20 protein-coding genes and 1 rRNA gene are annotated in these 24,974 nt (G+C 61.9%); 8 read left to right on the forward strand and 13 right to left on the reverse strand.

Annotation, left to right across the window (positions count from 1 at the left end; translation table 11 throughout):
• Positions 1 to 141 precede the first annotated feature (141 nt).
• Positions 142 to 251 (forward strand): 5S ribosomal RNA (gene rrf / locus AO064_RS08200).
• A gap of 167 nt (positions 252 to 418) precedes the next feature.
• Complete coding sequence (gene mrdA / locus AO064_RS08205) at positions 419 to 2,311, forward strand: penicillin-binding protein 2 (protein ID WP_064052973.1); 1,893 nt, start codon at positions 419 to 421, stop codon at positions 2,309 to 2,311.
• A gap of 1 nt (position 2,312) precedes the next feature.
• Here the strand turns inward: mrdA and AO064_RS08210 are convergent, their stop codons facing one another.
• Positions 2,313 to 2,714 (reverse strand): GFA family protein, encoded by a 402-nt coding sequence (locus AO064_RS08210; protein ID WP_064052985.1) that lies wholly within the window; start codon positions 2,712 to 2,714, stop codon positions 2,313 to 2,315.
• 98 nt (positions 2,715 to 2,812) lie between these two features.
• On the opposite strand from AO064_RS08210, the gene AO064_RS08215 reads away from it, so the two are divergent.
• The 5 genes from AO064_RS08215 to AO064_RS08235 all read left to right on the forward strand — a co-directional run bounded on the left by AO064_RS08215 (position 2,813) and on the right by AO064_RS08235 (position 7,802).
• Positions 2,813 to 3,280 (forward strand): SRPBCC family protein, encoded by a 468-nt coding sequence (locus tag AO064_RS08215; RefSeq protein WP_064052974.1) that lies wholly within the window; start codon positions 2,813 to 2,815, stop codon positions 3,278 to 3,280.
• 131 nt (positions 3,281 to 3,411) lie between these two features.
• Positions 3,412 to 5,769 carry a DNA polymerase II gene (locus AO064_RS08220; RefSeq protein ID WP_064052975.1) on the forward strand — a complete coding sequence of 786 codons (2,358 nt, stop codon included), beginning with the start codon at positions 3,412 to 3,414 and terminating at the stop codon, positions 5,767 to 5,769.
• 69 nt (positions 5,770 to 5,838) lie between these two features.
• On the forward strand, positions 5,839 to 6,417 hold the full coding sequence (locus tag AO064_RS08225; RefSeq protein ID WP_064052976.1) for a GNAT family N-acetyltransferase: 579 nt from the start codon (positions 5,839 to 5,841) through the stop codon (positions 6,415 to 6,417).
• Positions 6,418 to 6,429: 12 nt separating this feature from the next.
• Positions 6,430 to 7,062, forward strand: a complete 633-nt coding sequence (locus AO064_RS08230) for a glutathione S-transferase N-terminal domain-containing protein (RefSeq protein WP_064052977.1) — start codon at positions 6,430 to 6,432, stop codon at positions 7,060 to 7,062.
• A gap of 164 nt (positions 7,063 to 7,226) precedes the next feature.
• On the forward strand, positions 7,227 to 7,802 hold the full coding sequence (locus tag AO064_RS08235; RefSeq protein ID WP_043205117.1) for a DUF4174 domain-containing protein: 576 nt from the start codon (positions 7,227 to 7,229) through the stop codon (positions 7,800 to 7,802).
• A 59-nt stretch (positions 7,803 to 7,861) separates the two neighbouring features.
• Here the strand turns inward: AO064_RS08235 and AO064_RS08240 are convergent, their stop codons facing one another.
• The 12 genes from AO064_RS08240 to AO064_RS08295 are packed head-to-tail and all read right to left on the reverse strand — an operon-like array spanning position 7,862 to position 23,226.
• Positions 7,862 to 8,911, reverse strand: coding sequence for an acyltransferase family protein (locus AO064_RS08240; RefSeq protein WP_064052978.1), 1,050 nt, complete (start codon positions 8,909 to 8,911; stop codon positions 7,862 to 7,864).
• A 22-nt stretch (positions 8,912 to 8,933) separates the two neighbouring features.
• Entirely contained in the window at positions 8,934 to 10,343 is a 1,410-nt protein-coding gene (gene murJ / locus AO064_RS08245; RefSeq protein ID WP_046036739.1) for a murein biosynthesis integral membrane protein MurJ, read from the reverse strand.
• Positions 10,343 to 11,770, reverse strand: a complete 1,428-nt coding sequence (locus tag AO064_RS08250; RefSeq protein ID WP_064052986.1) for an O-antigen ligase family protein — start codon at positions 11,768 to 11,770, stop codon at positions 10,343 to 10,345. Before AO064_RS08250 ends, murJ begins: the two co-directional genes overlap by 1 nt.
• Positions 11,771 to 11,772: 2 nt before the next feature.
• Positions 11,773 to 12,876, reverse strand: a complete 1,104-nt coding sequence (locus tag AO064_RS08255; RefSeq protein WP_064052979.1) for a glycosyltransferase family 4 protein — start codon at positions 12,874 to 12,876, stop codon at positions 11,773 to 11,775.
• A complete protein-coding gene (locus tag AO064_RS08260) occupies positions 12,867 to 14,084 on the reverse strand; it encodes a glycosyltransferase family 4 protein (RefSeq protein WP_064052980.1) in 1,218 nt (405 codons plus the stop codon). The genes AO064_RS08255 and AO064_RS08260 overlap by 10 nt, the downstream gene beginning before the upstream one ends.
• Positions 14,085 to 14,092: 8 nt before the next feature.
• Positions 14,093 to 15,421: a GH39 family glycosyl hydrolase gene (locus tag AO064_RS08265; protein ID WP_064052981.1), complete on the reverse strand. Its 1,329-nt coding sequence runs from the start codon at positions 15,419 to 15,421 to the stop codon at positions 14,093 to 14,095.
• The gene (locus tag AO064_RS08270) at positions 15,411 to 16,601 is read right to left on the reverse strand and encodes a glycosyltransferase (RefSeq protein WP_012723322.1); all 1,191 of its coding nucleotides are present in this window, start codon (positions 16,599 to 16,601) and stop codon (positions 15,411 to 15,413) included. The genes AO064_RS08265 and AO064_RS08270 overlap by 11 nt, the downstream gene beginning before the upstream one ends.
• Positions 16,601 to 18,592 carry a GumC family protein gene (locus AO064_RS08275; RefSeq protein WP_064052982.1) on the reverse strand — a complete coding sequence of 664 codons (1,992 nt, stop codon included), beginning with the start codon at positions 18,590 to 18,592 and terminating at the stop codon, positions 16,601 to 16,603. Before AO064_RS08275 ends, AO064_RS08270 begins: the two co-directional genes overlap by 1 nt.
• 15 nt (positions 18,593 to 18,607) lie before the next feature.
• Positions 18,608 to 19,384 (reverse strand): polysaccharide biosynthesis/export family protein, encoded by a 777-nt coding sequence (locus tag AO064_RS08280; RefSeq protein ID WP_012723324.1) that lies wholly within the window; start codon positions 19,382 to 19,384, stop codon positions 18,608 to 18,610.
• A gap of 29 nt (positions 19,385 to 19,413) precedes the next feature.
• Positions 19,414 to 20,325, reverse strand: a complete 912-nt coding sequence (locus AO064_RS08285; RefSeq protein ID WP_012723325.1) for a glycosyltransferase family 2 protein — start codon at positions 20,323 to 20,325, stop codon at positions 19,414 to 19,416.
• 1 nt (position 20,326) lies between these two features.
• Entirely contained in the window at positions 20,327 to 21,787 is a 1,461-nt protein-coding gene (locus tag AO064_RS08290; RefSeq protein ID WP_064052983.1) for a mannose-1-phosphate guanylyltransferase/mannose-6-phosphate isomerase, read from the reverse strand.
• Positions 21,787 to 23,226, reverse strand: a complete 1,440-nt coding sequence (locus AO064_RS08295) for an undecaprenyl-phosphate glucose phosphotransferase (protein WP_012723327.1) — start codon at positions 23,224 to 23,226, stop codon at positions 21,787 to 21,789. The genes AO064_RS08290 and AO064_RS08295 overlap by 1 nt, the downstream gene beginning before the upstream one ends.
• 732 nt (positions 23,227 to 23,958) lie before the next feature.
• Here AO064_RS08295 and AO064_RS08300 point away from each other — a divergent pair.
• On the forward strand, positions 23,959 to 24,588 hold the full coding sequence (locus tag AO064_RS08300) for a LysE family translocator (RefSeq protein WP_064052984.1): 630 nt from the start codon (positions 23,959 to 23,961) through the stop codon (positions 24,586 to 24,588).
• Positions 24,589 to 24,974: the final 386 nt, after the last annotated feature.

Consider the following 24,974-nt stretch of genomic DNA (forward strand, 5'->3'; position numbering starts at 1 on the left):
TTGATTACTCTAACGAGCATCAGATTGCGGTGTGTGAAGACGAAATGAACCGAAAGTTCGACGCTCACAAAACACCGAAAGCTATCACATACCCAATTTGCTGAAGCGAGGCCAGCTGGCCGCGATTCAGTACCCGAATTTCTTGACGACCATAGAGCATTGGAACCACCTGATCCCATCCCGAACTCAGTAGTGAAACGATGCATCGCNACGGGCGTGACAATTCCATGCTTCCTCTGTTGGCTTCAAGAACCCACGCCTACCCGTTACGGCCTACCAAATCATGCTCCAACCTGCCGTTGGGCAAATGGATACAAAGTGTTTCTGCATTTTTGGTATGGTGCAGCACATTTTCACAGGGATTGATCTTTCATCCGCAGGACGCGGCGTCGACCTTCTTCAACGAGATGCTGTAGAAATGCCTGAACCGATAACGATCAAGGATCACGAAAAAGAGAACCGCCTGGTCAACAAGCGCCTGCTCGCCTGCGCGTTGCTCGTGATTGGCATCACCTGTGCCCTGGTGGGGCGTATGTACTTCCTGCAGGTCGTACAGTTCGACTACCACTCCACGATTTCCGAGAACAACCGCGTTCACGTGCTGCCCATCACGCCGACGCGTGGGTTGATCTATGACCGTAATGGCGTCGTACTGGCCGATAACCGTCCCAGCTACAACTTGACCATCACCCGTGAGCGCACCACCGACCTCAAGGGCGAACTGGACGCCATCGTCAACTTGCTGCATCTGCCCGCCGAAGACCGCGCTGTATTCGACAAGGCGCTGAAACAGGCGCGTCACCCTTTCGTGCCTGTGACATTGTTTTATGAACTTACCGAAGAGCAGATCGCGCTGCTGGCCGTAAACGAATTCCGTCTGCCTGGGGTAGACGTAGAACCGCAATTCGTTCGCCACTACCCCTTGGGCGCTCACTTTGCCCATTCGATCGGTTACGTAGGACGGATCAACGAGAAAGAATCCAAAGCCCTCGACTCGGTGGAGTACCGCGGTACCCAGTCCATCGGCAAGACCGGTATTGAGCGCTTCTACGAGTCCGAGTTGCATGGCCACGTAGGCTATGAGGAAGTCGAGACCAATGCCCAGGGCCGCGTACTTCGCGTGCTCAAGCACACCGACCCGATTCCCGGCAAAAACATCGTCCTGAGCCTCGACGTCCATCTCCAGGAAGCGGCAGAAGAAGCCCTGGGTGATCGCCGAGGTTCGGTGGTTGCCCTCGACCCGCAAACCGGTGAAGTATTGGCGATGGTCAGCAAGCCGAGCTTTGACCCGAACCTGTTCGTTACCGGTATCAGCTTCAAGGAATATGCTGCGCTGCATGATTCCATCGACCGACCGCTGTTCAACCGCGTTCTCAGAGGGCTCTATGCGCCTGGCTCGACCATCAAGCCGGAAGTCGCCATCGCCGGCCTGGACAGTGGCGTCGTCACCGCCCAAACCCGCGTGTTCGATCCCGGTTACTACCAACTGCCGGACTTTGACCACAAATACCGCAACTGGAACCACAGCGGTGACGGCTGGGTAGACATGGACGCGGCGATTATGCGCTCCAACGACACCTATTTTTACGACCTCGCCCACAAGCTCGGCATCGACCGCCTGCACGACTACTTGGCTGAGTTCGGCCTGGGTCAGAAAGTGTCGCTGGATATGTTCGAAGAGTCAGCTGGCCTGATGCCTTCCCAGGCATGGAAGCGTGCCACCCGCCGTCAACCCTGGTTCCCGGGTGAAACGGTGATCCTCGGCATCGGCCAGGGCTATATGCAGGTCACGCCGCTGCAATTGGCCCAAGCCACCGCGTTGATCGCCAACAAGGGCGTATGGAATCGACCCCACCTGGCCAAGACCATTAATGGCGTGCCGCCGGTGGACGAAAATCCCATGCCCAACGTAGTCCTCAAGAACCCGCACGACTGGGAGCAGGTCAACCACGGCATGCAGTTGGTGATGCACGATCCTCGCGGTATTGCGCGTGCCGCCGCACAAGGCGCGCAATACCGCATCGCTGGTAAGAGTGGTACGGCGCAAGTGGTGGCGATCAAACAGGGCGAGCGTTACAACCGTGAGAAGACCCTGGAACGACATCGTGATAACGCGTTGTTTGTCGGCTTCGCGCCAGCTGAACACCCGAAAATCGTGATTTCGGTAATGATCGAAAACGGCGAGGCCGGTGGGCGCGTTGCAGGACCGGTCGTGCGCCAGATCATGGACGCCTGGTTACTCGATCAGGAAGGCCACTTGAAACCGCAATATGCGACCCCGGCCAAAGCGCCTGGAGACCCAAAGGTTTAAATCAAACCGTCCACTCGTCCCACCGCTCTACGTCCTCATAGACAAGCCAGGGCACATCATGGGCTGTCCAGATGTGCGCGGTGGGCCTGGCGCCCGGATCATCATCCAGCGTCGCCACCCGCACGATGACGTGCGGTTGATGCCCACGCTCCGCCATCAGATGTGAGCCGCAGCGCGAGCAGAAATGCCTGAATTTACCCGGCGACGATTCAAAGGACGCCAACAGCTCCGCGCCCTGGGTCCAGCGAAAGTGCTCACGCATCACGCCGGCTGTCGCCACGAATGCCGCCGCATGCACCTTGCGGCAGCTGTTGCAGTGGCAGTGGCTGATGGGCATGTCGAGGCCGTCTACCTGGTAGCACACGCCTTTGCAGAAGCAACTTCCATTCAATGGGTCAGTCATAACGTATTGCCGGTTCAAGGATGGGGTCATCATCATTGCTTACAACCTAAGGTTGCGCATTATTTGATGTCGCCTACTGTCAATGGAGGAGGTGATTTATGCACGTATTAGATCGCATAGAACGAAAAGTCCTGCTCAACGCGTCACGTAAAAAGGTGTGGGAAGCCCTCACCGATGCCGAGCAATTCGGCAGCTGGTTTGGTATCGCTCTAAAAGGCAAAACCTTCGTGGCTGGGCAAACCCTCGAGGCGCCTATCACTTATCCGGGGTACGAACACGTGATCTGGAAGGCCAAAATCGAACGCATCCTGCCGCAAACGCTGTTCTCTTTCTGGTGGCACCCCTTCGCGGTCGAGAAGGGCATCGACTACGACCAGGAAACCCCGACACTGGTGGAATTCACCATTGAAGACCGAGCGCCGGGCATTCTGCTGCGAGTGGTCGAATCGGGCTTTGACGCCGTGCCTCAGGCCCGTCGGCAAAAGGCCTTCAAGATGAATTCCCGTGGGTGGGACGAGCAGATGGGCAACATCGAAACCTACCTGAACCAGGCCCGCCAGGCCTGACCCCGATGGGCATCAGGGTTGATGCCCGTTTTTCCTGTCGAAGCCTCGCAACAAATTTACGAGATTAAGATCTGCGCACGCGGATGCCGAGTAGAATCACGCCCTGAAAGCGATTCCTGAGGTGCGGTACGGTGGATTTACAGCAGGGTTTTGTCCTGACCCGGCATTGGCGCGATACGCCGACGGGCACGGAGGTCAGTTTCTGGCTGGCCACCGACCAGGGCCCGAGGTTTATCCGCCTACCCGTGCAGACCTCCGTGATGTTCGTCCCCGAAGCCCATCGCAAGCCGCTGGATTGGCTGCTCAAGGGGGAGCGCGATATCGAATTGCGCCCGTTGCAGCTATGCGATTTCCACCACCGTCCCGTCCTGGGCTTGTATACGCGTCAGCATCGCCAGGCGATGGACGTGGAAAAGCGCCTGCGCGCCGCGGGTGTCGATGTCTACGAAGGCGACGTGCGCCCACCCGAGCGCTACATGATGGAGCGTTTCATCACTGCGCCCGTGTGGTTTGGCGGCACGCCCGATGTCAGCGGTGTGCTCTGCGACGCACAGATGAAGCCCGCACCCGACTACCGCCCGCCGCTGAAACTGGTGTCTCTTGACATCGAGACCACCGCCCAGGGCGATCTCTATTCAATTGCCCTCGAAGGCTGCGGCGAGCGCCAGGTGTATATGCTCGGCCCGCCGAACAAAACTGACGCGGTGGACTTCAAGCTCGACTACTGCGACACCCGCGCCCAATTGCTCGAGCGCCTCAACGAGTGGCTCGCCCAGCATGACCCTGACGCGATCATCGGCTGGAACGTGGTGCAATTCGACCTGCGCGTCCTCCACGAACATGCCCAGCGCCTCAACGTGCCGCTCATGCTCGGGCGTGGCGACGAGCCGATGGCCTGGCGCGAGCACGGCAGCCGCAACCATTACTTCGCCGCGGCCGCGGGGCGGCTGATCATTGATGGTATCGAAGCCCTGCGCTCGGCCACCTGGAGCTTCGAATCTTTCAGCCTGGAAAACGTCGCGCAAACCCTGCTGGGTGAGGGCAAGGACATCTCCACACCGTACCAGCGCATGGACGAGATCAACCGCATGTTCGCCGAGGACAAGCCCGCCCTGGCGCGCTACAACCTCAAGGATTGCGAACTGGTTACGCGCATTTTCGAGAAGACCGAACTGCTCAAATTCCTGCTGGAACGCGCCAGCGTCACGGGATTGCCGGCCGACCGCAACGGTGGCTCCGTCGCCGCGTTCACCCATTTGTATATGCCGTTGATGCACCGCCAGGGCTTCGTCGCGCCGAACCTGGGCGACAAACCACCCCAGGCCAGCCCCGGCGGCTTTGTCATGGACTCACGCCCCGGTCTCTACGAGTCGGTGCTGGTGCTCGATTACAAAAGCCTCTACCCGTCGATCATCCGCAGCTTCCTGATCGACCCGGTCGGCCTGATCGAAGGCCTCAAGTACCCCGATGACAGCAACTCGGTGGAAGGCTTTCGTGGTGCACGTTTTTCCCGCACCCGGCACTGTTTGCCCGCCATCGTCGCGCGGGTCTCCGAGGGCCGTGAAGTGGCCAAGCGCGAACACAATGCACCGCTGTCCCAAGCCCTGAAAATCATCATGAACGCCTTCTACGGCGTACTCGGTTCCAGCGGGTGCCGCTTCTTCGACACCCGACTGGCCTCGTCGATCACGATGCGCGGCCACCAGATCATGCGTCAGACCCGCGAACTGGTCGAAGCCCAGGGCTACGAGGTGATCTACGGCGACACCGACTCCACGTTCGTCTGGCTCGGCAGCGCGCACGCCCAGGAGGAGGCCAGCCGCATCGGCCGAGGGTTGGTGCAGCACGTCAATGACTGGTGGCGCGAGCACCTGCACACCACATTCGGCCTGCAAAGCGCTTTGGAATTACAGTACGAAACCCACTTCACGCGCTTCCTCATGCCGACCATCCGTGGCGCGGAGGAGGGCAGCAAAAAGCGCTACGCCGGCCTGGTGGTTCGCAGCGATGGCAGCGAAGACATGGTCTACAAAGGTCTGGAAACCGTACGCAGCGACTGGTCACCGCTGGCCCGCCGGTTCCAGCAGGAACTCTACCAGCGCATCTTCCATCGCCAGCCCCATCAAGACTACATACGCGACTACGTACGCCGCACCTTGAGCGGCGAGTTCGATGAGTTGCTGATCTACCGCAAACGCCTGCGCCGCCGGCTGGATGATTACGAACGCAACGTCCCGCCCCATGTGCGCGCTGCGCGCCTGGCCGATGAGTACAACGACCGCTTGAACCGGCCGCGCCAATACCAGCGCGGTGGCTGGATCAGCTACGTGATCAGCGTCAACGGCCCGGAACCGTTGGAAGTGCGCCAGGCGCCTATCGACTACGACCACTACGTCACCCGGCAATTGCAGCCGGTGGCCGATGCGATCCTGCCGTTCGTGAATGACGATTTCAGCACCCTGGTCGGTGGGCAAATGGGCCTGTTTTAAAACGCTTGCCTCGTTTGTGTGAGTGCCTGCACTCTTGGGCACTGACGACCCAGACACGGCGCCGCTTCCATGACCCAGATCACACTGACCGGCACCACGGTCGAACTCCTGCCCCTGCAAAGGGCACACAAGGCCGCCTTGCTTGAGGCCGCCGCCGATGGCGAACTGTGGAACCTCAAGGTCACCCACGTACCGGGCCCGGACACCGTCGATCAATACATCGACACCGCCTTGGCGGGGCGCGACGCTGGCACCGTGATCCCCTTCACCCTGGTGCGCCGCGATACCGGCCAAGTGGTCGGCAGCACGCGGTTCTGGAAGGTCGACCGGGTCAATCGCAAGCTGGAAATCGGCCATACCTGGCTGGCGCTGTCCACGCAGAAAAGCGGCATCAATACTGAAGCCAAGCTGCTGTTGCTGACCTACGCTTTCGACGTGCTCGACTGCGTGCGCGTGCAATTCACCACAGACGAACTCAACGAAAAATCCCGCGCGGCGATCCTGCGGCTCGGTGCCGTGCAGGAAGGCATCGTGCGCCACGAACGCATCATGCCCGACGGCCGCAAGCGCAACTCGGTGCGCTTCAGCATCATCGATTCGGAATGGCCGCAGGTGAAAGCCAACGTGCAGGCCAAACTGCAACGCTAGGAGGAAAAGCCCATGTACACGCTTTATGGCATCGACGAGTCCGGCTCCTGCATGATCGAAATCGCCCTGCAGCGCTGTGCGGTGCCGTGGCGCCGGGTAGACGCAGCCTCCTGGGCCGACGGCGAGGGCAGCGACGAACTGGCCCGCATCAACCCGCTCAAACAAGTGCCCACCCTTGTCACCCCCGACGGCCAGGTGCTGTCGGAAAGCGCCGCGATCCTGATCCACCTGGGCCTGGAGTTTCCCGCTTCTAACCTATTGGCCGGCAACCGCGCGCAGATCATTCGCGGCCTGGTGTACATCGCTGCCAATTGCTATTCGGCGATAGGCATCATCGACTACCCGCAACGCTGGCTGGGCGACGTCAATGAAACGGTGCAGGCGCAACTGGTTACCGGCAGCCGGCGCTACCTGCACCAGGCCTGGGTGGTGTTCGCCGATCAGTTTGCCGACCAGTTGTTTGCCGCCAACAACGCACCCAATGCGCTGGGCTTGATGGCGGCTGCAGTGTCGCGCTGGGACGAGGCGCGGGAGGCGTTGAATGGCCTGGCGCCGGGCTTTGCCCAGACACTCGCGCAAGTGGATGCCGACCCCCTCGTAGCGCCCGTATTTGCTCGGCATTGGCCGGAATGGAAGGTCTCATAATGTTTCCGCAATCAGTGGAAACAATGACAGCCACATCCACCAAACCCTTGCGTAGCGGGCGTCCTGACCTACGCTTTCTTAAAGTGGTGTAGGAATCATCCTTGAATTTGACTGTCGCAGACATGAAACTCAAGAACCCTGCATGGAATTTAAAGGAGGTGCGCATGCTCATCCGGTCGCTGACCCTGGCTACCTTGATGGCTTTTACGGGGCCGCTGTTGGCTGCTGATGATATCAACCCGCTCAAGCAGGACTTGGGCAAAGCCCGGCCGCTGGTGGTGGTGGAGCTTGATGCCGGCAACGACACCTTGGCGACCCTCAAGAAACAGTTGGACGAGCCTGCGACCAAGCAGTCCTTTGAAGAACGCAGCATGGTGTTCTACACCGTGAAGTTCGGCAGCATCGGTGCCGAAGGCGAGAAGTTCGCCAAGGACCCCAAGGACAACAAAAAGCTCACGCCGCCAGAAACCAACGCGCTGATCCGCGCCCTCAAGCTGGGTGCGGGCAGCGGCACCAAGGTGATCCTGGTGGGCAAGGACGGCGAGAAGAAACTCGAGAAGACCGTGCCACCGGATACCCTCGACCTGAAGGAATTTTTCAGCGCTATCGACCAGATGCCGATGGCTGAAAAAGAAGCCGCCGCCGCCGCGGAGCCTGAACCAGCAGCACCGCCGCCAGCCAAGGGCGCCAAGCCTGCCAAGCACGGCAGCAAGCCAGCCCCTCAGCCCCTCGACGACTGAAATACAAATCTCCAGGTGGGAGCTGCGGCGCCGCTCCCACAGTTGGATCTGCTGCGTCCTTAAGTCGGTGCCTTTTCCCCAACCGCCTTACGCACCGGAAACGGAAAGTAGAAAAACCGCAGGAACGCCACCCGCTTGATCACTTCCCCGATCAACAACGGCACCACCACCGCCACCACAAAACCGATGCAGGCCGCGATAAGCGCGGGCAGCCCCATGCGCTCCATCAGGTCGAAGGTCTTGTGTTGGATCTCACCGTGGAAGATCAGCAGGATCAGCGTCGACTGGCCGATGTAGGTCATCCCGCGCGTGATCAGCGCCGACACCATCAGCACCCGCGCCAGCGCCCAGCACGCATACACCCCAATCACCGCCATCAGGCTGGTCCACAGCCAGTGATCGTAGCGACGCTGCGCCAGGTCCATGGTGTCACCTCGGTAGAGGAACACGGCGGCAAACAGCACGACCGACACCAACAGGGTCAGCAGTGAACCCGCATGGGGGCGCAGCCAGTCCCGCAGCAGATAGCCGTAGATGAAACAGGTGCTGCTGATCAGGGTGATATCCAGGCTGAACGGTAGGCCCGGCAGTACCCAAGTGCTGCCGCCCAGGGTCACCGGCCGTTGCCAGAACCACGGCAGCGTCCAGATGCCGATCAGCAAGGGCACCAGCATTACCAGGCAACTCACGGCCAGCGGCAGGCGCTGGATCAGTCGGAGCACGACCCAACTGAACAGGATCGCCACCCAGAAGTGCGGCAAAAACCACAGCGCCTGCCACGGGATGGTGTCCACCGAGGCATACAGCACGCCGCCAATATCCGGCAGCAGCGGCTGGCCACGCAGGATACTGCGCACGATCACATAGGTGAGCATGGTGAAGAAAAACGGCTTGAGCAGGCCGTCAGCCTTGCGCACGGCCATCTCCACAAAGGGTTGTTCAGGCTTGAAGAACACCCCGGACAAAAAGAAGAACAACGGCAAGATGAACGACGCCAGTATCGGATACAGCACGTCCGGCGAGGTGGCGACGAACCAGCTGTGTGCATACACGATCACCAGGATGCCGATGCCTTTGGCGATATCCATTTGAATCCAGCGATGTTTCATCTGAGTCGTCCCGATCGATCGTTCATGCCTTGCGCCACGGCTTCAGCCACAGCCCCATCCCGAGCAACACCACGGCGCCGGCCAGGGTGCTCAGCCCCAATTGCAGCCACACGCCCTCAATCCGAAACAGCGCCAACGCCGCTGCGCCCATCAGCACGCCACTGAGCAACCATTGCCGCGCCCAGGGCAGGGCACCCAGCAAGCCCTGGCGTTGCATCAACAGCAACGCGGTGCAGAGCACTCCCGCCAGGGCCGCCAACGGAATGCCCGCCAGCCCGAATACAAACGGCAATACCCCCAGCAACAGCACATTGACCAGGCTGCCGAGCAGCTCGCACCGCAGTGGTTGGCGCGTGTCACCGGCGGCGTAGGCATAACGTGCGAGCAGGGCGTTCCAGGCGCCGAATACCAGCGGCACGGCAAACCAGGCCAGCAGCAGCGGCAACGGTGAGTCCAGCGATTGCGCGGGCAGCAGCAACGCCACCAGGCTCGGGGCCGCCGCCACCAGGCCGACGCCGGCGGGCAGGGTCAGCACGCTGGCGGTCTCCAGGCCACGCTTGAGCAGGGCCAGGCGCTCATCGCCCTGGCGGCGGCTCATCATGCCCAGCAGCACCTGGTTGAGGCTCATCAGCGCAATCAGCGGCAGGTTCATCAACTTGCGCGCCAGGTTGACCCAGGTCACCGCGCCTTCGCCCAGTAACGACGCCACCAGCCGTTCGATCAACGCCAATCCCTGGCTGGCACCATTGCTCAATAACAAGGGACCGATGCGTTGGCCCAATTCCCGCAGCGGCGCCAACGACAGCTGCCAATGCCACGGCCGCCAGCCCTGGCGCCACATCGATGGCAACAGCGCCAATGGCATCAACAGGCTGCCCGCCAGACAGGCCAGCGCCAGCGAATGCGGTTGGGTGGCGGTGCCGGCCAGTGCGAGGTAGGTCACCGGCGGCAGGTTGAACAACAACGAGCCCAAGCCTGCCAGCACAAAACGTTCGCTGGCCTGCAAAGGAATGCTGAACAGCGCATGCAGCATCAGCCCCGGCACGCACCAGGCGACAATCTGCAAGTTATTGCTGGCGAGCGCCGTGGCACTGGCCGCCAGGCCCGGCCCGAGCAATTGCACCAGCCACGGCGCCAACAGTGTCAGCAGCAGGCTGGTGACCAGCGCGATCAACAGCAACGCCGGGAACAGTACCGCCAACCAGCCTAGTCGCTCATCGTCCTTGCGCGCCAGGTACAGCGGCAGCGCGGCGGCGCTCAGCACGCCGCCGGCCAACGACATGCGCAGCGCCTCCGGTAAAAACAGGGCGATCAGGAACGCATCGCTGCGTTCTCCTGCGCCCCAGGCCGCCACCAGCAACCATTCACGGGCAAAGCCCAGGCACAGGCCGAGCAGCGTCGCCAGTGTCAGCCAGACGGCGGAGCCCAGCATCAGGGCTGCGCGCCATCGAGCACGGATTCGCGAACGGCCACGCTTTTCACCTGCGGCAGCCGCGCCGGAAACAGTCGCCGCGCCTCCAGCACATTGATCCCGACCATCAGCCAGAACAGCGCAACCATCACCACCGCAAAGCTGAAGTAATGGTCGAACAGACCGCTGACCAGCGCCGAGAGAATCCCGGCGGTGGTGCCCAGCCACAGTGCATTGTCCTTGGTCAGGCGGATCGGGCCGCTGTCCGGGCGCGCTTCACGCCACCAGCGTACCGTCACCGCCACAAAGAACAGCATGCCGACGATGCCGGTCTTGTAGATGAAGTTCAGCCACAGGTTGGAGATGCCCAACAAGTCGGTGCCCGGCACCGGCGGGTCGACCTTGAAACCGATGCCGAACGGATACGCCAACACCGCCTGCGGGAACATGCGGTATTCGTCGAAACGCACTTCGGTACTGGCGTTGCTCGATGAAAAAATCGTCGCCAGGCGTTCCTGCAACGGTGGATACGCGATCACCAGCGCCACCGTCAGCGCCGCGCCGATCATCAGCAAACGCCCGGTGTACGGCACCCGGCGCGTGGCCATCCACAGCAGCACCAGCGCCAGGCTGACCATCGCGCCACGGCTACTGGCCAGCAGCAACGCCGCCGCGCCGAGGCAGGCCACGCTCAGGCCCAATGCGCGTTTCCAGCCTTGCTCGGTCATGCCGAAGCAAAAGGCCAGGGGCAGCAGCAACGCCATGATCCCGCCGATGGCATTCGGGTGCATCCACGGTGAGCCCATGCGCGAAGACATGGCCTCCAGGCCGAATTTCAGCATGTCGAAGTTGCCGTAATTGAACAGCGCCAGGATCGGCGCAATACCGGCCCCGGAGTGCGTGCGCACGAACACCGCGATCGACAGCACCAGCATCGCCAGGCTGCCCAGCAACAAGGCGATCACCAGGGATTCGCGGTGCTTGTGGTCCACCAGCAATTTGGCGCAGAGGAACACCGACGACAGGCTCAGCAACCAGCGCAACCAATTGGCCACGCCGCTGGTGTCGGCGTGGATGGTGACCTGGCCGACGATAAACGGGAACACGCTGAACAGCATCAGCCACAACAGCATCTGGTCGGTGGGGCGGCGGGTGAGGCTCGGTGGGTCGGGCAGGCGTGTCAGCAAGTTGTGCCACAGCACCGCGCCCCAGGTCAGCGCCAGGATGGCTTCGCTGACGGTGCTGCGAATGCCCAGGTTGACGGTGGAGTACGGCATGAACGTGGCGACCAGGGCAAACAGCAACAGGCCCCAGAACGGAAAGCGCAGGATGGTCACTGCCCCGGCCAGGCCGATCACGGCGAGGAACGCCTTGGCCGGTGACAGCAGCAGGGCGAGGGCGCCAAACAGCAGCCCAAAGAGGATCGCGACGAGACTGGGCAGGTTCACGTTCACGTCAGCTCCTTGATCAGTTCGGCCAGGCGCCGTTGATAAGCGTGATGGTTGAAGCGTTCGGCCCATTGCCGGTGTTGCTCGGGCGATGCTTCATCGGCCTGTTCGCTCAGGTTGACCATCAACTGCGTTAACGCCGGGCCATCGGTGGGCGAAAAACGCGGTGCCGACGGTGGCGTGATCTCATCCAGCGACGTGCCGCTGGCCACCGCCACCGGGGTGCCGACGCTCAGGGCTTCGATCACCGGCAGGCCAAAGCCTTCGGCGTACGACGGTTGCCACAGGCGCGAGGCCCGGCGGTACAGCGCGTGCAGTTCGGCATCCGACACGCCAATCAGCGCGCGAATGCCCGGCAGTGCGCGCTGTGCTTCAGGCAGATGGTCGAGGCTGCCCACCAGCACCAACTCCGGCACGGCGGGGGACTGACGCCGCGCCTGTTGCCAGGCCTCCACCAGGAACGGCACGTTCTTGCGCAGCTCGCGGGTGCCCACCAGCAACCAATAGCGCTCGGGCAATTGCCGTGCGCTGAGGTCCGCTGCCAGTGCGGAAAAACCATCGACCTGATTGGGCAGCACGCGAATCTTGCCGGCTGCCTTGGGGAACAACCGCGCGGTTTCATCGGCGCTGTACTGCGACGGCGTCCACACCCGGTCGGCGCTGTGCACCGCGTAGGCAATCGACAGGCGATCGCTGGTCTTGTAGATCAGCGCCTTCAAACGGTTGGCGTGGTAGTTGTTCAGGGTGATCTGGAACAGGTCGTGCAACAGCACCACGGTGCGCAGCCCCTTCGGCTTGGGCGGCAAGGGCAGGCCCATGTTGAAGGTGCTGATGTACAGATCGATATGCTGCTCACGCAAGGCACGCGGTAGAAAACCGGCCTCGAAACGCAGGCGATTCTGCGGCTGGTGCATGGCGGTCTTGGCACAGCCCCAGGCCGGGCAGTGGGCCTGCAAGCGGGTTTCATCGCCCAGGGGCGCCACGGTAAACCGCTCAAGCTCAATGCCCGGCAAGCTGTGCAGGGCGCTTTCCAGCGCGTACACCTGGCGGCTGATGCCCGATTGCGGCGAGGTGCCGACGGTGCGGTAATCCAGGCCTACACGCATGCGGGCTCCTTTTGATTTTGCGGTGAAAGGGCGGCGTACACCGTTTCCAGTTGGCTGGCGGCGACGCTCCAGTCATGGGCGCGACGCACATAGGCGCGGCCGGCTTCGCCCATGGGCGCGGCGGCGTCGGGAAATTGCAGCAGGCGCACCACGGCATCCGCCAGCTTGGCGGCGGTTTGGCCGCCGAGGTAGTCCAGGCCTTCCACCAGGTCCAGCCCCGATACACCTTGCTCGGTACTCGCCAGCGGCAAGCCGGCCGCCAGCGCTTCGAGCACCTTGAGCTTGGAACCGCCGCCATGGCGCAACGGCGCCAGAAACACCGAGGAACTCGATTGCAGGCTCAGCAGGTTGGGCACAAACCCCTGCCACTCAATGCGCGGGTCCTGCCAGCGTTCCCGCCAGCTGTCGGGCATGCCGAAGCCGCACACGCTCATGCGCGCGTCCGGGCAACGCTCCCAGACCTTGGGCAGGATCTCGTCCAGGGCCCACTCGATGGCGTCCACGTTGGGGGCGTATTCATAATTGCCGAGGAACAGCACGCGGCGTGCCGACGGGTCAGGGCGGGCGGCAGCGAAGTGGTCGCAGTCCACGCCATTGACCACCACCGACACCGGTTTGCCGGCGATCTTTGCCAGGGTCTGTGCGTCGCTGTCGGTCACTGCCACCACCTGCGTGGCCTGGCGCATCACGCGACGTTCCCAGCGGGTGTAGCGCCATTGATCGTAGCGAATGAATGGCAGCGACCAACCCGGCAAGCGGTCGTAGGTGGCGGCGCCAAGGGCTGATTCAACGTTGTGTTCCGTCAGCACAAAGGGTTGGGATTTACGCGCCAGCGCCGCTTCGTACGGCTGAAAGCTGTAGCTGTGCTCGATCTGCACCACGTCCCAGCGCTCACCCAGCAACCAATTGAAAGTGTCCTGCAATTCACCCGACAGCCCATTCACGCTGGCCAGCAGCGGGTAGGGCGCGAACAGCCCGGCCAGCAGCGTTGTGGCGCTGCGCAGCGGGCGGCGCGGCAGTATGATCAGTTGTTCGAGAAACGCTTCCAGCACCTTGCGGTCGGTGAGTGACACCGGGTGTTTGTCCTGCAGCAGCAGGGTGATCTGGTGCCCACGTGCGGCCAGGCTGCGCAGCAGATGGAACTGGCGCGTCTTGCCGCCGCTGGTGGCGGGCCAGGGTGAGTAGGGCAAAATCCACAGAATGCGCATGGCAGGCCTCACTCCCATAACAGAATTTGCAGGTTCGACTTGACCGGTACGGTCAGGCCATTGGTACCGCTCACCGGCGTTTGTGTGCCGCGCAGCGGGTCGTACAGGGTGGCGCTGGCCAGGCCCGGCAAGTGCGCGTTGCCACCCTGGGCTGACCAGAAAAACCACAGCTTGCGGCCGTCGGCGCGGGTCCAGCCGATGCTGAACAGGCCGTCCGGCAGTTGGTCGGCCACCGGCGGATCGCCCGGCGTGAGCTTCGGTCCGCTGACGTCGAGGAAATTCTTCAATGCGGTGTAGACGGGCTTGGGGTTAGTGTCGATATCCAACAAGCCATAGGACTGATCACGGATGCTGGCGCGCTGGTCCAGGTCGCTCAAGGTGAACAGGAAGATCTTGTCGTAATCCATCGCACTCATCAGCGCCAGGCGGCGAACCACGTAGTCGGCCTGTGCCTGGGGCGTGATGATGTCCTGGGCGTCTTTGGGCCCCTTGTAGGTTGACCAGCCCCACTCGGTGCTCCACAGGGTATTCACGCCGCCGTTACGCAGGGCCTGGTTGAGCTGGGTGGTCTTGGCGATGAAGTCCAGGTTGGCCGGGTCGTTGCCTTCGGGCAATTGGGTGTAGGGGTGATAGGACACCACCGTATTCAGGCTGGCCACGCCCAGCGCGCCCAACGCGTCGAACATGGTCTGGCCGTTGGGCATTTCGCTGAAGAACGCCATGCCGGCGGCCACCACGGGCTTGTTCGGGTTTACCACCCGCAACGCTTGGGTGGTGGCGGTGAGCAGTTTGGCGTAACCCGCCGGGTCTGCCGCCGGGCGCCAGAAGCCCAACAGGTTCGGTTCGTTCCAGACTTGCCAGGCATCGACGCTGGGGTAGCGCTGGGACAGCAACGCCATGCGGTTGGCGAACACGTTGGGGTCTTTCGGTGGGTACTGGTCCGGGTACATCGACAGCGGCGGGGCACTGGTGATAAAACGCGCCGAACCAACCAGGTAAAACACCGACTTGATCTGGTTCTGTTGCAGCTTGCCTACCAGTTCATCGAGGGTGGCGAGCTTGTATTGATTCTGCGCAGTCTCCAGCTGATCCCAGTGCAAGTCCAGGCGTACCCACTCCAGGCCCAGAGCCTTGAGACGGTCGATCTGCTTCTGGTAGCGCTCGGGGCTGAACCACAAGAATTGCGCGTTCACCCCCAGGAAATCCTTCCACACCACCTCCTTGCTGCCCTTGAGCACATGGCTTTCGGCGTCCGCCTGGCGACCCCACAAAAATGCGCTGAGGCCCAGGGCCGCGACCACCGCGAAGGTGGCAAGGTAGGTGCGTTTACGTGCCATAGGTCGACCCTGCAATGGCCTCTTCGAAGAGCTGCTTGAATTTCTGCGCCGTCAACGGCCAAAGACGTTCGCGGCCAATCTCCCCGGCGCGTTCGGCCCAGTCCCTGGCCAATAGCGGCGTGCGTGCCAGGCGTAACAGCTGTTCGCTGAGCGCGGCCACATCACCTTCGGGGTAGATCGCACCGTTGCCGCTGGCGACTTCCTCGGCGAACGCGCGCGCATCGGAGGTGATCGCGCCGCGCCCGCAGGCGGTGGCCCAGGACAACGCGCCGCTGGTGCCGCGCTGGCGCCCCAGCAGGCCGAGTTTTTTCGATTCGCGATACGGCAGTACCATCACATGGTGCGCCTGGATGGTCTGGGCAATTTCATCGGCGGGCAGGTTCAGCCGCCAGTCGATGCAGCCGGTCAGGCCCAGCGCGGCGATCTGCGCGGTCAACTGCTCCAGGTAGTTACCGCCCGCGCCAAACGCCATTTCCGCGGCGGTGCCACCGGCCAGGGTCAGGCGCACGCGGTCGCGCAATTCGGGGGCTTGCTTGAACACATCCGCCAGGGCCTGCACCAGGTCTTCGATGCCTTTGCCACGGTAGATAAACCCAAAGTACAGCAGGTGCAGCGTGTCGAGCGACGGCAACGGTGCCGGTGGAACGGCGAGGTTGGCGTGGTTGATCACCGCCACTTTGCCGGCAGGCAATTGCATGCGCTGGCTCAGGCAGTCGGCGCCCAGGCGGGTGAGGGTCACCAGCCGGGTCAGGCCCTTGGCAACCTGGCGTTCTTCGCGCAAGGTCAGCGGGTCGGCCAGCACCACGGCGGCCTGGGGCAACGGGCTGGGCAGGCGCTCCAGCAGGTTCAGCGGAAATGGCAGGTGCTCACGCCGCCACACCATGCGCTCCGGGTCATGCACGGTGGCCGTCAATGGCAATCGGGGGTACGCCTTGCGCAGTTCACGCAAGGCCAGGAATTCCCCCAGACGCCCACCGCCCAGCTCTGCGTGTACCAGGTCGACGGCTTGCCAGTCGAACGCGCGGATGGCTGGCTGGATCGCCTCGGAGTTGCCCGCCACACCGGCCAACGGCGTCAGCACCGTCACACCAAGGTGTTCCAAGGCCGTGCGGAAATGGTTCGCGTAGTCGGCGATCCCGTTTTTCTCCGGCGGCAAGGGTGCGAGCAGGGCGATCCGCATCAGAACGCCCCCCGGTATTTACCGATGGTCTGCAGCACCTTGCTCGGCACTTCGAACTTGCGCCGATTGATGATGATGCCGTCCACCTTGCCGAACGCGGTGTTGAGGATCGACAGCGCATGCTCGACCACCGGTACGGTACTTTTGCGCGCTTCCACCACCAGCCCGATTAGGTCGGCGCGGCGCAGCGCGATAAACGCTTCGCGGTTGTCCAGCAGGGCCGAGGCGTCCAGCAGCACCACTTCACCCGGTGCAGCCGGCTCCAACCCGCCGACGCGCACATTGACGCCATTCTCACGCAGCAGTTGGCGCAGTTGCTCGACCACAAAGGTCACCCCTTCGCCGTGGCGTGCCGACGTCAGCCCCAGCACCAGGCCCTCTTCGGCGATGCGGTCGGGCTGCAGCAAACTGTACAGCCGGTAGATGCTCGCATTGAACGCGTTGGCGCTTTGCGCGGTGGTGGTGTCCAGCTCCGGCAGGGTGGTCCACAGCGGCAGGCCGAACTTGCGTTCCACCAGGCCACCGTCGTGAATGCGCTGGTCGAGCAAGTAGCACAGGTAGATCACCAGCAAGCCGACGACGATGGCAAACGGGATCGCCAGGAACAGCATCACCAGGGTTTTCGGGAAGATCCGGCCCGGGTTCAGGGTGGCTTCTTCGATCACGGCGATGTTGCTGATCTGGCTGTTGTCCAGCTCGCGGTCGATGCGCGATTTTTCCAGGTTGTCCACGTACAGCGCGTAGTTGCGCTCGGTGGTGTTCAGCTCGCGGGAGAGGCGCGCCAGTTCGGGTTCGATTTCCAGGGCTTGCTTGCGTTCCGCTTCGAGGTTCAGCAGTTGTTTTTGCTGTTGGACCAGTTGGGTACGCAGCGCCTGGTTGTTGCTGGTTTCGTCCAGCAGCACGCGCTGCAAGTGGATCTCCAGGGTGTTCGGCGCACGGTTCTCCGAGGCTTGCACCGTGTTGCTCTCGCTGTTGACTTGCACCTGCATCGCACGAATCGACGCGTCCAGGGCTTTGACCGGCGGCGCGTTGTCGGTGTAGGTGCGCATCATGTCGGCCTTCTCCAGCAGCTTCTGGTTGAGCAGGCGACGTAAATCCTGCTGCTGCGGGTTCAGTGCGATCTGGCGCACCGTGGTGACTTCCTTGGGCTGGCCCTTTAGCTGGCTGCGCGTGCTCTGGATGGCGCTGTCGGACGAAGCGATCAGTCGCGTGGTGTTGAAGGTCTCGCCGCGCAGCACGTTGATGCGCTCGGACAGGTCTTCCAAACGGTCGGTGATGCTGGCTGCGCCGATCTCATTGAGGTGGATGAGGATCTGCTGCTTGTAGCTCTTGATCTCAGTGGCGCTGTTGGCCGCCTGGCCTTCGTAGAAGGCGTACAGGCTCTTGCGGCCCAGGGCCTGGGTGCGTTCGTTGATGTAGGTTTCGACCCAATCCTTGACCACCGCCTGGGCGATCTCCGGGTCGCCCCACTTGAAGCTGATGTCCATCACCGTGGAACCGGCGGCGTGGCTCACCTCAAAGTTCTTTTCCAGGCCGGCGGCCAGGCGTTCCACCGGGGTGGTTTTCTCAACCACACCGACGGTTTCCAGCACCACGCGGATGCCGTCGAACACCGCCCCCACGCCGTTCTTGACGTAGTATTTGGTGCGCTTCCAGAAGCCTTCCGGCGGCGGCGCGTTGTCGATCACTTCCAGGTAATGTTCAGCCACGGCGCGCACGATGGGGCGACCGGTGAGCAAACGCTCCTCGTCGACAATCGGGTCACGCTGGGTGCTGGGCATCACCAGCGCCTGGCGGTTGCTGATCTCGATCGGCAGGGTCGAATCACGCCCCGGTTTCACCAACAGCCGCGCAGTGGATTCGTACTTGGCCGGCAGCAGGAACGCCCCCAGCAGGATGATCACCAGCGCGGCAATCGCCGCCAGTTTGAACTCGTGCCGGAAGATGAAGAACAAGCGCAGAAGATCACGAAAAGAACGGATCTCGATCATTGGGATGTCGCTCCTTTAGTTGTTGCCGCCGCTGGTTCGGGTGTAGTTGTAGCCAACCCCAATGGACTTGGTGAACGGGATCAGTTGGTTCATGTAGGTGTCCACCCCTTGGATCCGCTCGCCCACGTTCGACTTGGGCACGAACACCACATCGCCACGTTGCAGGTGCACGGGTTTGCGGCCATTGGGGCCGGTGTTGAGCAGTTGGCTGAAGTCCAGGAAATACGCGCGATACGCGCCCTGGGCGTCTTCGCGCAGCAGGGCGACCATGCTGGCATTGCCTGCCGGGCTGACCCCGCCGGCACCGATAATCGCCTGCTCCAGGGTGTTGGCCGTGGCGATTTGCACCGCCGTCGGGTTGTTCACCGCGCCGCCGACAATGATTGAACTGGCGGGCGCCTGGTTGATGTTCACCGTCACGCGTGGCTCGCGGTACACCGGGGCGAGCTTGCTGGTCAGCTCCGTGGCCAGCTCCGAAGGCTGGCGCCCGGCGACCTGGATCGGCCCCAGGAACGGGTAGTTGATCTTGCCGTCGGTCTGCACGGTGTACAGCGTCAGCTCGTAGATGGTGCTGACGTTGAACGCCGACAGCGTCGGCATCTCGCCGGCATCGCGCACGATGCGCAACTGGTCGCCGATGCGGATGCGCTCCACCGCCGGTGGCAGCTGGGCAAGCTGGTCGAGGGCGCGCTTGCCGGCCTCGACGGTGTCGCTGTCCGGCGGGACGATGCGCGCCGGTGTATTGCAGGCGGCCAGGGCCATCATGGCCACGACGAGCAGGGTTCGTTTCATCAAGGGGGACTTCCTGTAGGTCATGATGCTCACCTCCAATAACCGGGAAACATGCTGATGCGCCGCTTGAGGGCGAGGGGGAGGCGACGCTCCAGATGGCCCAGCCGATAGCCGAGCAGTTTGAACGCACTGCGCACCAGCACTTCGGGGACGCGGTGCAAGGCGCCGGCCTTACGCAAGGCTGCGAGTTCGGCCAGCACATAGCGCTTGCCTTCGCCCCCCGCATCGCCAAAGGCCTGCTTGATCCACGGCTCGCGGCCATAGAACACACCAATGTCGAAGTAGCGGTGAAACTCATCCATGAGCTTGTAATCGTGGGAGTGATGCACCAGCGCCGTGGCGGCGTAGCGCACCTTGTAGCCGTCGAGCAGCATGCGCGCCGCCACGAAAGCGTCTTCGCTGCCGATCACGTCGGCGGGGAAACCGCCCACCGCTTGCAGCACGCTGCGCCGGTACACGGAAAACGAGTCGGAACTGAAGCAGGTCTTGATCCCCAGTTCCGGCGCATCGGCCAGGCTTTTGCTGCGGCTCTGTTCCGGGTAGTTGAAGTGCCGCGATTGCGCGCCTAGCACTCCCGCATCGGGGTGGGGCAACTGGCGCCCGTAGGCCACGCCGTTGAGTGGGTCCTGCTGCAACTCCGCGAGCAGGTTGGCGAAGGTTTCCGGGGTGGCGGGGATCGCGTCCTGGGTCATCACGATCAACGCGTCGCCGCTCACCTGTTCGCTGGCCCAGCGCCGGGTGCCGCCGTGGTTGAAGTCGCGTGCGTCGATCACCTCGACCCGTGCACCAAACGCGCGAAAGCGCGCCACGGTGTCATCGCTGGAGGCGCTGTCCACCACCAGCGTTTCGTCAGGTTGCAAGGTTTGCATCTTCAGCGCCGGCAGCAAGCGGGCCAGGTGGCTGGAGGCGTTACGGGTCGGGATGATCAGTGAGGTGCGCATGTCATTTTTTCACGTCTGCCGGGGCGCGCCCGTAGATGTCGTCGAAGCGCACGATGTCGTCCTCGCCCAGGTACTCGCCGCTCTGCACCTCGATCATCACCAGGTCGATGATGCCGGGGTTGGTCAGCCGGTGTTTGTGCCCGGCCGGGATGTAGGTGGACTCGTTGGCGTTGATCAAAAACTCACGCTCGCCGTTGGTGATCTGCGCCGCGCCGCTGACCACCACCCAGTGTTCGCTGCGGTGGTGATGCATTTGCAGCGACAACGACGCCTGGGGCTTGACCACGATGCGCTTGATCTTGAAGCGACTGCTTTCCTCCAGCACGGTATAGGTGCCCCACGGCCGTGTGACGGTGCGGTGCAGGCTGTACGCCGGATGGTTCTGACGCTTGAGCTCGGCAACGATGTAGCGCACGTCCTGGCTGCGGTGGGCGTCGGCGATCAATAGCGCATCGGGGGTGTCGACGATGATCAGGTCGCGCACGCCCACGGCGCCGAGTACGCGCTTGGGCGAGTCGATGTAGCAGTTGTGCACGTCATGCAAAATCGCTTCGCCATTGACCTGGTTGCCATGCGCATCGCTGGGGGTGAGCTGGCGCAGGGCCTCCCACGAGCCGATATCGCTCCAGCCGATGTCGCAGGGCACCACGGCGACTTGCTTGGACTTCTCCATCAGCGCCACGTCGATGGACACATCCGGCGCACTGCCGAATGCTTCCGAGTCGAGTTCACGCTGGCGTGAGGTTTTGTTTTGCAGGCTCTGGCTGTGGTCCAGCGCGGCGCGGGCGGATTCCAGCACGTCGGGGGCATGGGCGGCGAGTTCCTCCACCAGGGTGCTGGCCTTGAAGCAGAACATGCCGGCGTTCCACAGGTGCTTGCCGCCGTCGAGGTAGCCCTGGGCGGTGGCCAAGTCGGGTTTTTCCACGAAGCGCTTGACCCGGTTGCCGGTGCTCAGCGGCTCGCCCTGTTCGATATAGCCAAAGCCGGTTTCCGCATGATCGGGCTGGATGCCGAAGGTCACCAGGTAGCCGGCTTCGGCGAGGTCGCGGGCCTGGGCCACGGCCTCGGCGAACGCCACTTCATTGAGGATCAGATGGTCGGCGGGCATCACCAGCAACTGCGCCTCACCGCCGAAATGTTCCTGCACATGCAGCGCCGCCACGGCAATCGCCGCTGCCGTATTACGCCCGAACGGTTCCAGCAGCAGGTCCAGTGGCAGGTGGGCTTTGTTGACCAGGCGGTAGTCATCCAGGGTGCGGAACAGCAGGTCGCGGTTGGTCACCGTCAACACGCTTTCCACGCCGGGCAGTTTGGCCGCGCGCTGAAAGGTTTTCTGCAGCAGGCTCATGCCATCGCGCATGCGCATGAACGGCTTGGGCATGTTCTGCCGCGACACCGGCCACAGCCGCGTGCCCGAACCACCGGAAATGATGCAGGGAATTAATCCGTTGAGTGTGTTCATCAATACACTTCCTTGGTGGAAAGGACGGCGGGGACCGTCATGAAGACGATGTACAAGTCAAACCACACCGACCACTTGGAGATGTACTCCAAGTCGTACTCGACACGTTTCTGGATCTTGAACAGGGTGTCGGTCTCGCCCCGGTAACCATTGATCTGCGCCCAGCCGGTGATGCCCGGTTTTACCCGGTGCCGTGAGCTGTATTCGCTCACCGCCACCTCGAAGGGGACGCCTGCCGCCTTGGTCGCGGTGGCATGCGGGCGAGGGCCGACCATGGACATGTTGCCCAGTAGCACGTTGAACAACTGTGGCAGCTCGTCGATGCTGGTCTTGCGGATGATGCGGCCCACGCGGGTGATACGTGGGTCTTCGCGGGTGGTCTGGCGTTCGGCGGTGAAGTCGCTCTGGTCGGTGTACATCGAGCGGAATTTGAACACGCGGATTTCGTTGTCGTTGTAGCCATAGCGGTTCTGGCGAAACAGCACCGGGCCCTTGGAGTCGAGCTTGATCGCAATCGCCGTCGCCAGCATCACTGGTGACAGGCACACCAGCGCCAGGCTGGCCAACAGTAAGTCCTCACAGCGTTTGATCACCGGCGACCAGCCGCGCAGCGGCAACTGCGAGGTGTTGAACATCAAGATGCCGCCCACATCGGTGATCTTGCTATGGCCGTAGCGCAGGGCAGCCATGTCCGGCACCAGCATGACATTCACCGACAGCTGCCGCAGGCGGTTGACCAGCCCGTGGATGCGCTGCTCGGCGGCCCAGGGCAGGCAGATCATCACTTGGTTGACCTGCTCGGCGCGGATCAGCTTTTCCAGGTCGCGGGTGTTGCCCAGCAGGGGCAGGTTGCTCAGTTCCTTGGGAATGCGCTCGGTGCGGTCGTCGATAAACCCCACCAACCCAGAGCGGATATCACCGTTGCGCTGCAGGTGATCGGCGACATGCACGGCGGTGTCGGTAAACCCCAGGATCACCGTGCGTTGCAGGTATTTGCCGGCGCGCATCAGCCGGCTGTACAGGCGCAGCATCACCAGGCGCTCAAGGCAAAACAAGCCCAGGCTGGCGATGTACCAGACCACCAGGTTACGCGGGGTCAATTGCGGGAAAAACTGCAGGATCTGGTACATGAACAGCAGAATGCAAAACGCCGCAGTCCAGGCCTTGATCTTGATTTTCAGGCGCAGGCGGTTGCTGAACAATTCCTCGGAATAGATGCCCAGGGCCTGGAACAGAATAATGGTCAGGACCGCGAAAAAAACCAGCAGGCCCAGGAAGTGGGCGCGCAGCTCGGGGTCCAACGGGTCCAGGACGAACACCAGGACCAGTGGGGGTAAAATGGCACTCAGGCCGTGGATCAACTTGACGAATACAACAAAGAACTCAACAAAACCGGCGCGCGTTAAAAACAGGCTGTCGACGGACGACTTATCTCGCATATAAACATCCCTCATTGCACTCCAGATTCCACTGTTCGCCTATTGGCTCAATAAGGCGGCGAGCCGCTTTAGAACGTAGGCCGAACGACTACTCTGGGTAATACGCAACTTTCCAATTCAAATGCATGATTCAAAAACAACTATCCATTTGAATTGATCTTGCGGGGGTAGTGACTAAAGGAGTGTTCCTTATGTGCTTAGTCAACGAATTGACGATGATGCGGGAGTGGCGTGCTAGATAGGTTAACCGGTATTTTTTGAGGCATTTTATTGACGTTCCTTGTCTGGACACTCAGTCATTGGGTGTGTTTTTGAGTGTAGGAACAAATGCAGGATTTTGCCTGCTTAAAGGCAAAACCTTTTTCGAAACGAGGTAGAAAGGGGGGACAAAGAGGGTGTGGCAGTGCGCACTTAGTGCCCTGCCACCGGGGCTTTCGCCGGATCAGAAGTTGCCTTTCAAACTCACTGTAAAATTGCGTGGTTCACCGTAGAAGTTGCCCCAAGAGGCGTTGCCGACCGTGTTGTAATAGCTTTTGTCGAACAAATTGTTGCTGTTGAGTGCCACGGTCCAGGCATCCTAGCGCAGCCGTCTTAATTGATAATGTTTCGCATCACATGGTCGTTGGGCGTAACCCTTCGCAAGTGCCGCAGCGCAATGTATCCAGCACAATTTTTTGTCCGCCCTCGGTGCACGGACTAATCTGCAGGCTTTTCCCGTTGGAAGGCTTGAGCATGATCGACCTGGCGACCCTGGCGGTTTTTTCCGGTGCTGTGCTGTTGTTGCTGTTGTCCCCGGGGCCGAACATGGCCTTTGTGATCAGCCATGGCGTCACCCACGGTTGGCGCGGGGGGATGGCATCGGCCCTGGGTATCGGCGTGGCCGACGTGCTGTTGACGGCCTTGACCGCTACCGGGGTGACGGCGTTGGTTGCCAGTTGGCCGCCATCCTTTGACGTGATTCGGTATGCGGGGGTGGTCTACCTGTTGTGGCTGGTGTTCAAGACCTTGCAGAAAAGCCCTGGGTCGGACGCGGCGCACATCAACCGCGTGCCCTTGGGCCGGGTGTTTCTGCAGGCCATGCTCAATAGCCTGCTCAACCCCAAGGCGTTGTTGTTTTTTGTGGTGTTTTTGCCGCAGTTTGTACGTCCGGAAGCAGGGGCCATTGCGGTGCAGTTGATGGTGCTTGGGGGGGTGTTGACCTTGATTGCAGCTGTATTTCATATGCTGCTGGGTATTTTTGGGGGGGCGCTGAGGCGGTTTTTTGCTGGTCGCTCAGAAGGCGCCTGGCTACAGAAATGGGGCTTGGCGACGGTGCTGACGTTACTGGCGGTGCGTTTGGCGGTGATGTCTCGGCCTGCGTGACTTGAGAGCACGGCTTATCCAAATGTGGGAGCAACTGGCTAGCCTGCGATGTGGGCACCTCGGTGTGTGAGGTTCACCGTGGACCTGTGGCGAGGGAGCTTGCTCCCGCGGGCCGACCGCAATCTGACTGTTGCACCGCGATCAAAATGTGGGAGTGGGCTTGCCCGCGAAGACGGCCTGGCAGGCTATGTGGGTGTTGGGTCAGACCGGGTACATATCCGTTATTTAGGTCACGGCTGATATGGGGTCCGCCCTTACGGCGGGTCACTTTTGGAAAGGCCCAAAAGTAACCAAAAGGCCTTCGCCGGTATGACTCACCCACATGGGTTACAAATCAGTTCACGCACATAGGTAACAGTTTTTAACTAGCAGGGTCGATTTCGCGA

Origin of the sequence: Pseudomonas marginalis, from assembly GCF_001645105.1 — a bacterium.
Classification (GTDB): Bacteria; Pseudomonadota; Gammaproteobacteria; order Pseudomonadales; family Pseudomonadaceae; genus Aquipseudomonas; species Aquipseudomonas petroselini.

Bases quoted from the DNA above. Each gene is read 5' to 3' on its own strand.
- murJ (WP_046036739.1), bottom strand. From the start codon at position 10,343: ATGCTGGGCTCCGCCGTCTGGCTGACACTGGCGACGCTGCTCGGCCTG.
- AO064_RS08275 (WP_064052982.1), bottom strand. From the start codon at position 18,592: ATGATCGAGATCCGTTCTTTTCGTGATCTTCTGCGCTTGTTCTTCATC.
- AO064_RS08265 (WP_064052981.1), bottom strand. From the start codon at position 15,421: ATGGCACGTAAACGCACCTACCTTGCCACCTTCGCGGTGGTCGCGGCC.
- AO064_RS08240 (WP_064052978.1), bottom strand. From the start codon at position 8,911: ATGAAACATCGCTGGATTCAAATGGATATCGCCAAAGGCATCGGCATC.
- mrdA (WP_064052973.1), top strand. From the start codon at position 419: ATGCCTGAACCGATAACGATCAAGGATCACGAAAAAGAGAACCGCCTG.
- AO064_RS08255 (WP_064052979.1), bottom strand. From the start codon at position 12,876: ATGCGTGTAGGCCTGGATTACCGCACCGTCGGCACCTCGCCGCAATCG.
- AO064_RS08300 (WP_064052984.1), top strand. From the start codon at position 23,959: ATGATCGACCTGGCGACCCTGGCGGTTTTTTCCGGTGCTGTGCTGTTG.
- AO064_RS08235 (WP_043205117.1), top strand. From the start codon at position 7,227: ATGCTCATCCGGTCGCTGACCCTGGCTACCTTGATGGCTTTTACGGGG.
- AO064_RS08210 (WP_064052985.1), bottom strand. From the start codon at position 2,714: ATGACTGACCCATTGAATGGAAGTTGCTTCTGCAAAGGCGTGTGCTAC.
- AO064_RS08260 (WP_064052980.1), bottom strand. From the start codon at position 14,084: ATGCGCATTCTGTGGATTTTGCCCTACTCACCCTGGCCCGCCACCAGC.
- AO064_RS08295 (WP_012723327.1), bottom strand. From the start codon at position 23,226: ATGCGAGATAAGTCGTCCGTCGACAGCCTGTTTTTAACGCGCGCCGGT.
- AO064_RS08215 (WP_064052974.1), top strand. From the start codon at position 2,813: ATGCACGTATTAGATCGCATAGAACGAAAAGTCCTGCTCAACGCGTCA.
- AO064_RS08285 (WP_012723325.1), bottom strand. From the start codon at position 20,325: ATGCGCACCTCACTGATCATCCCGACCCGTAACGCCTCCAGCCACCTG.
- AO064_RS08230 (WP_064052977.1), top strand. From the start codon at position 6,430: ATGTACACGCTTTATGGCATCGACGAGTCCGGCTCCTGCATGATCGAA.
- AO064_RS08270 (WP_012723322.1), bottom strand. From the start codon at position 16,601: ATGCGGATCGCCCTGCTCGCACCCTTGCCGCCGGAGAAAAACGGGATC.
- AO064_RS08280 (WP_012723324.1), bottom strand. From the start codon at position 19,384: ATGAAACGAACCCTGCTCGTCGTGGCCATGATGGCCCTGGCCGCCTGC.
- AO064_RS08290 (WP_064052983.1), bottom strand. From the start codon at position 21,787: ATGAACACACTCAACGGATTAATTCCCTGCATCATTTCCGGTGGTTCG.
- AO064_RS08225 (WP_064052976.1), top strand. From the start codon at position 5,839: ATGACCCAGATCACACTGACCGGCACCACGGTCGAACTCCTGCCCCTG.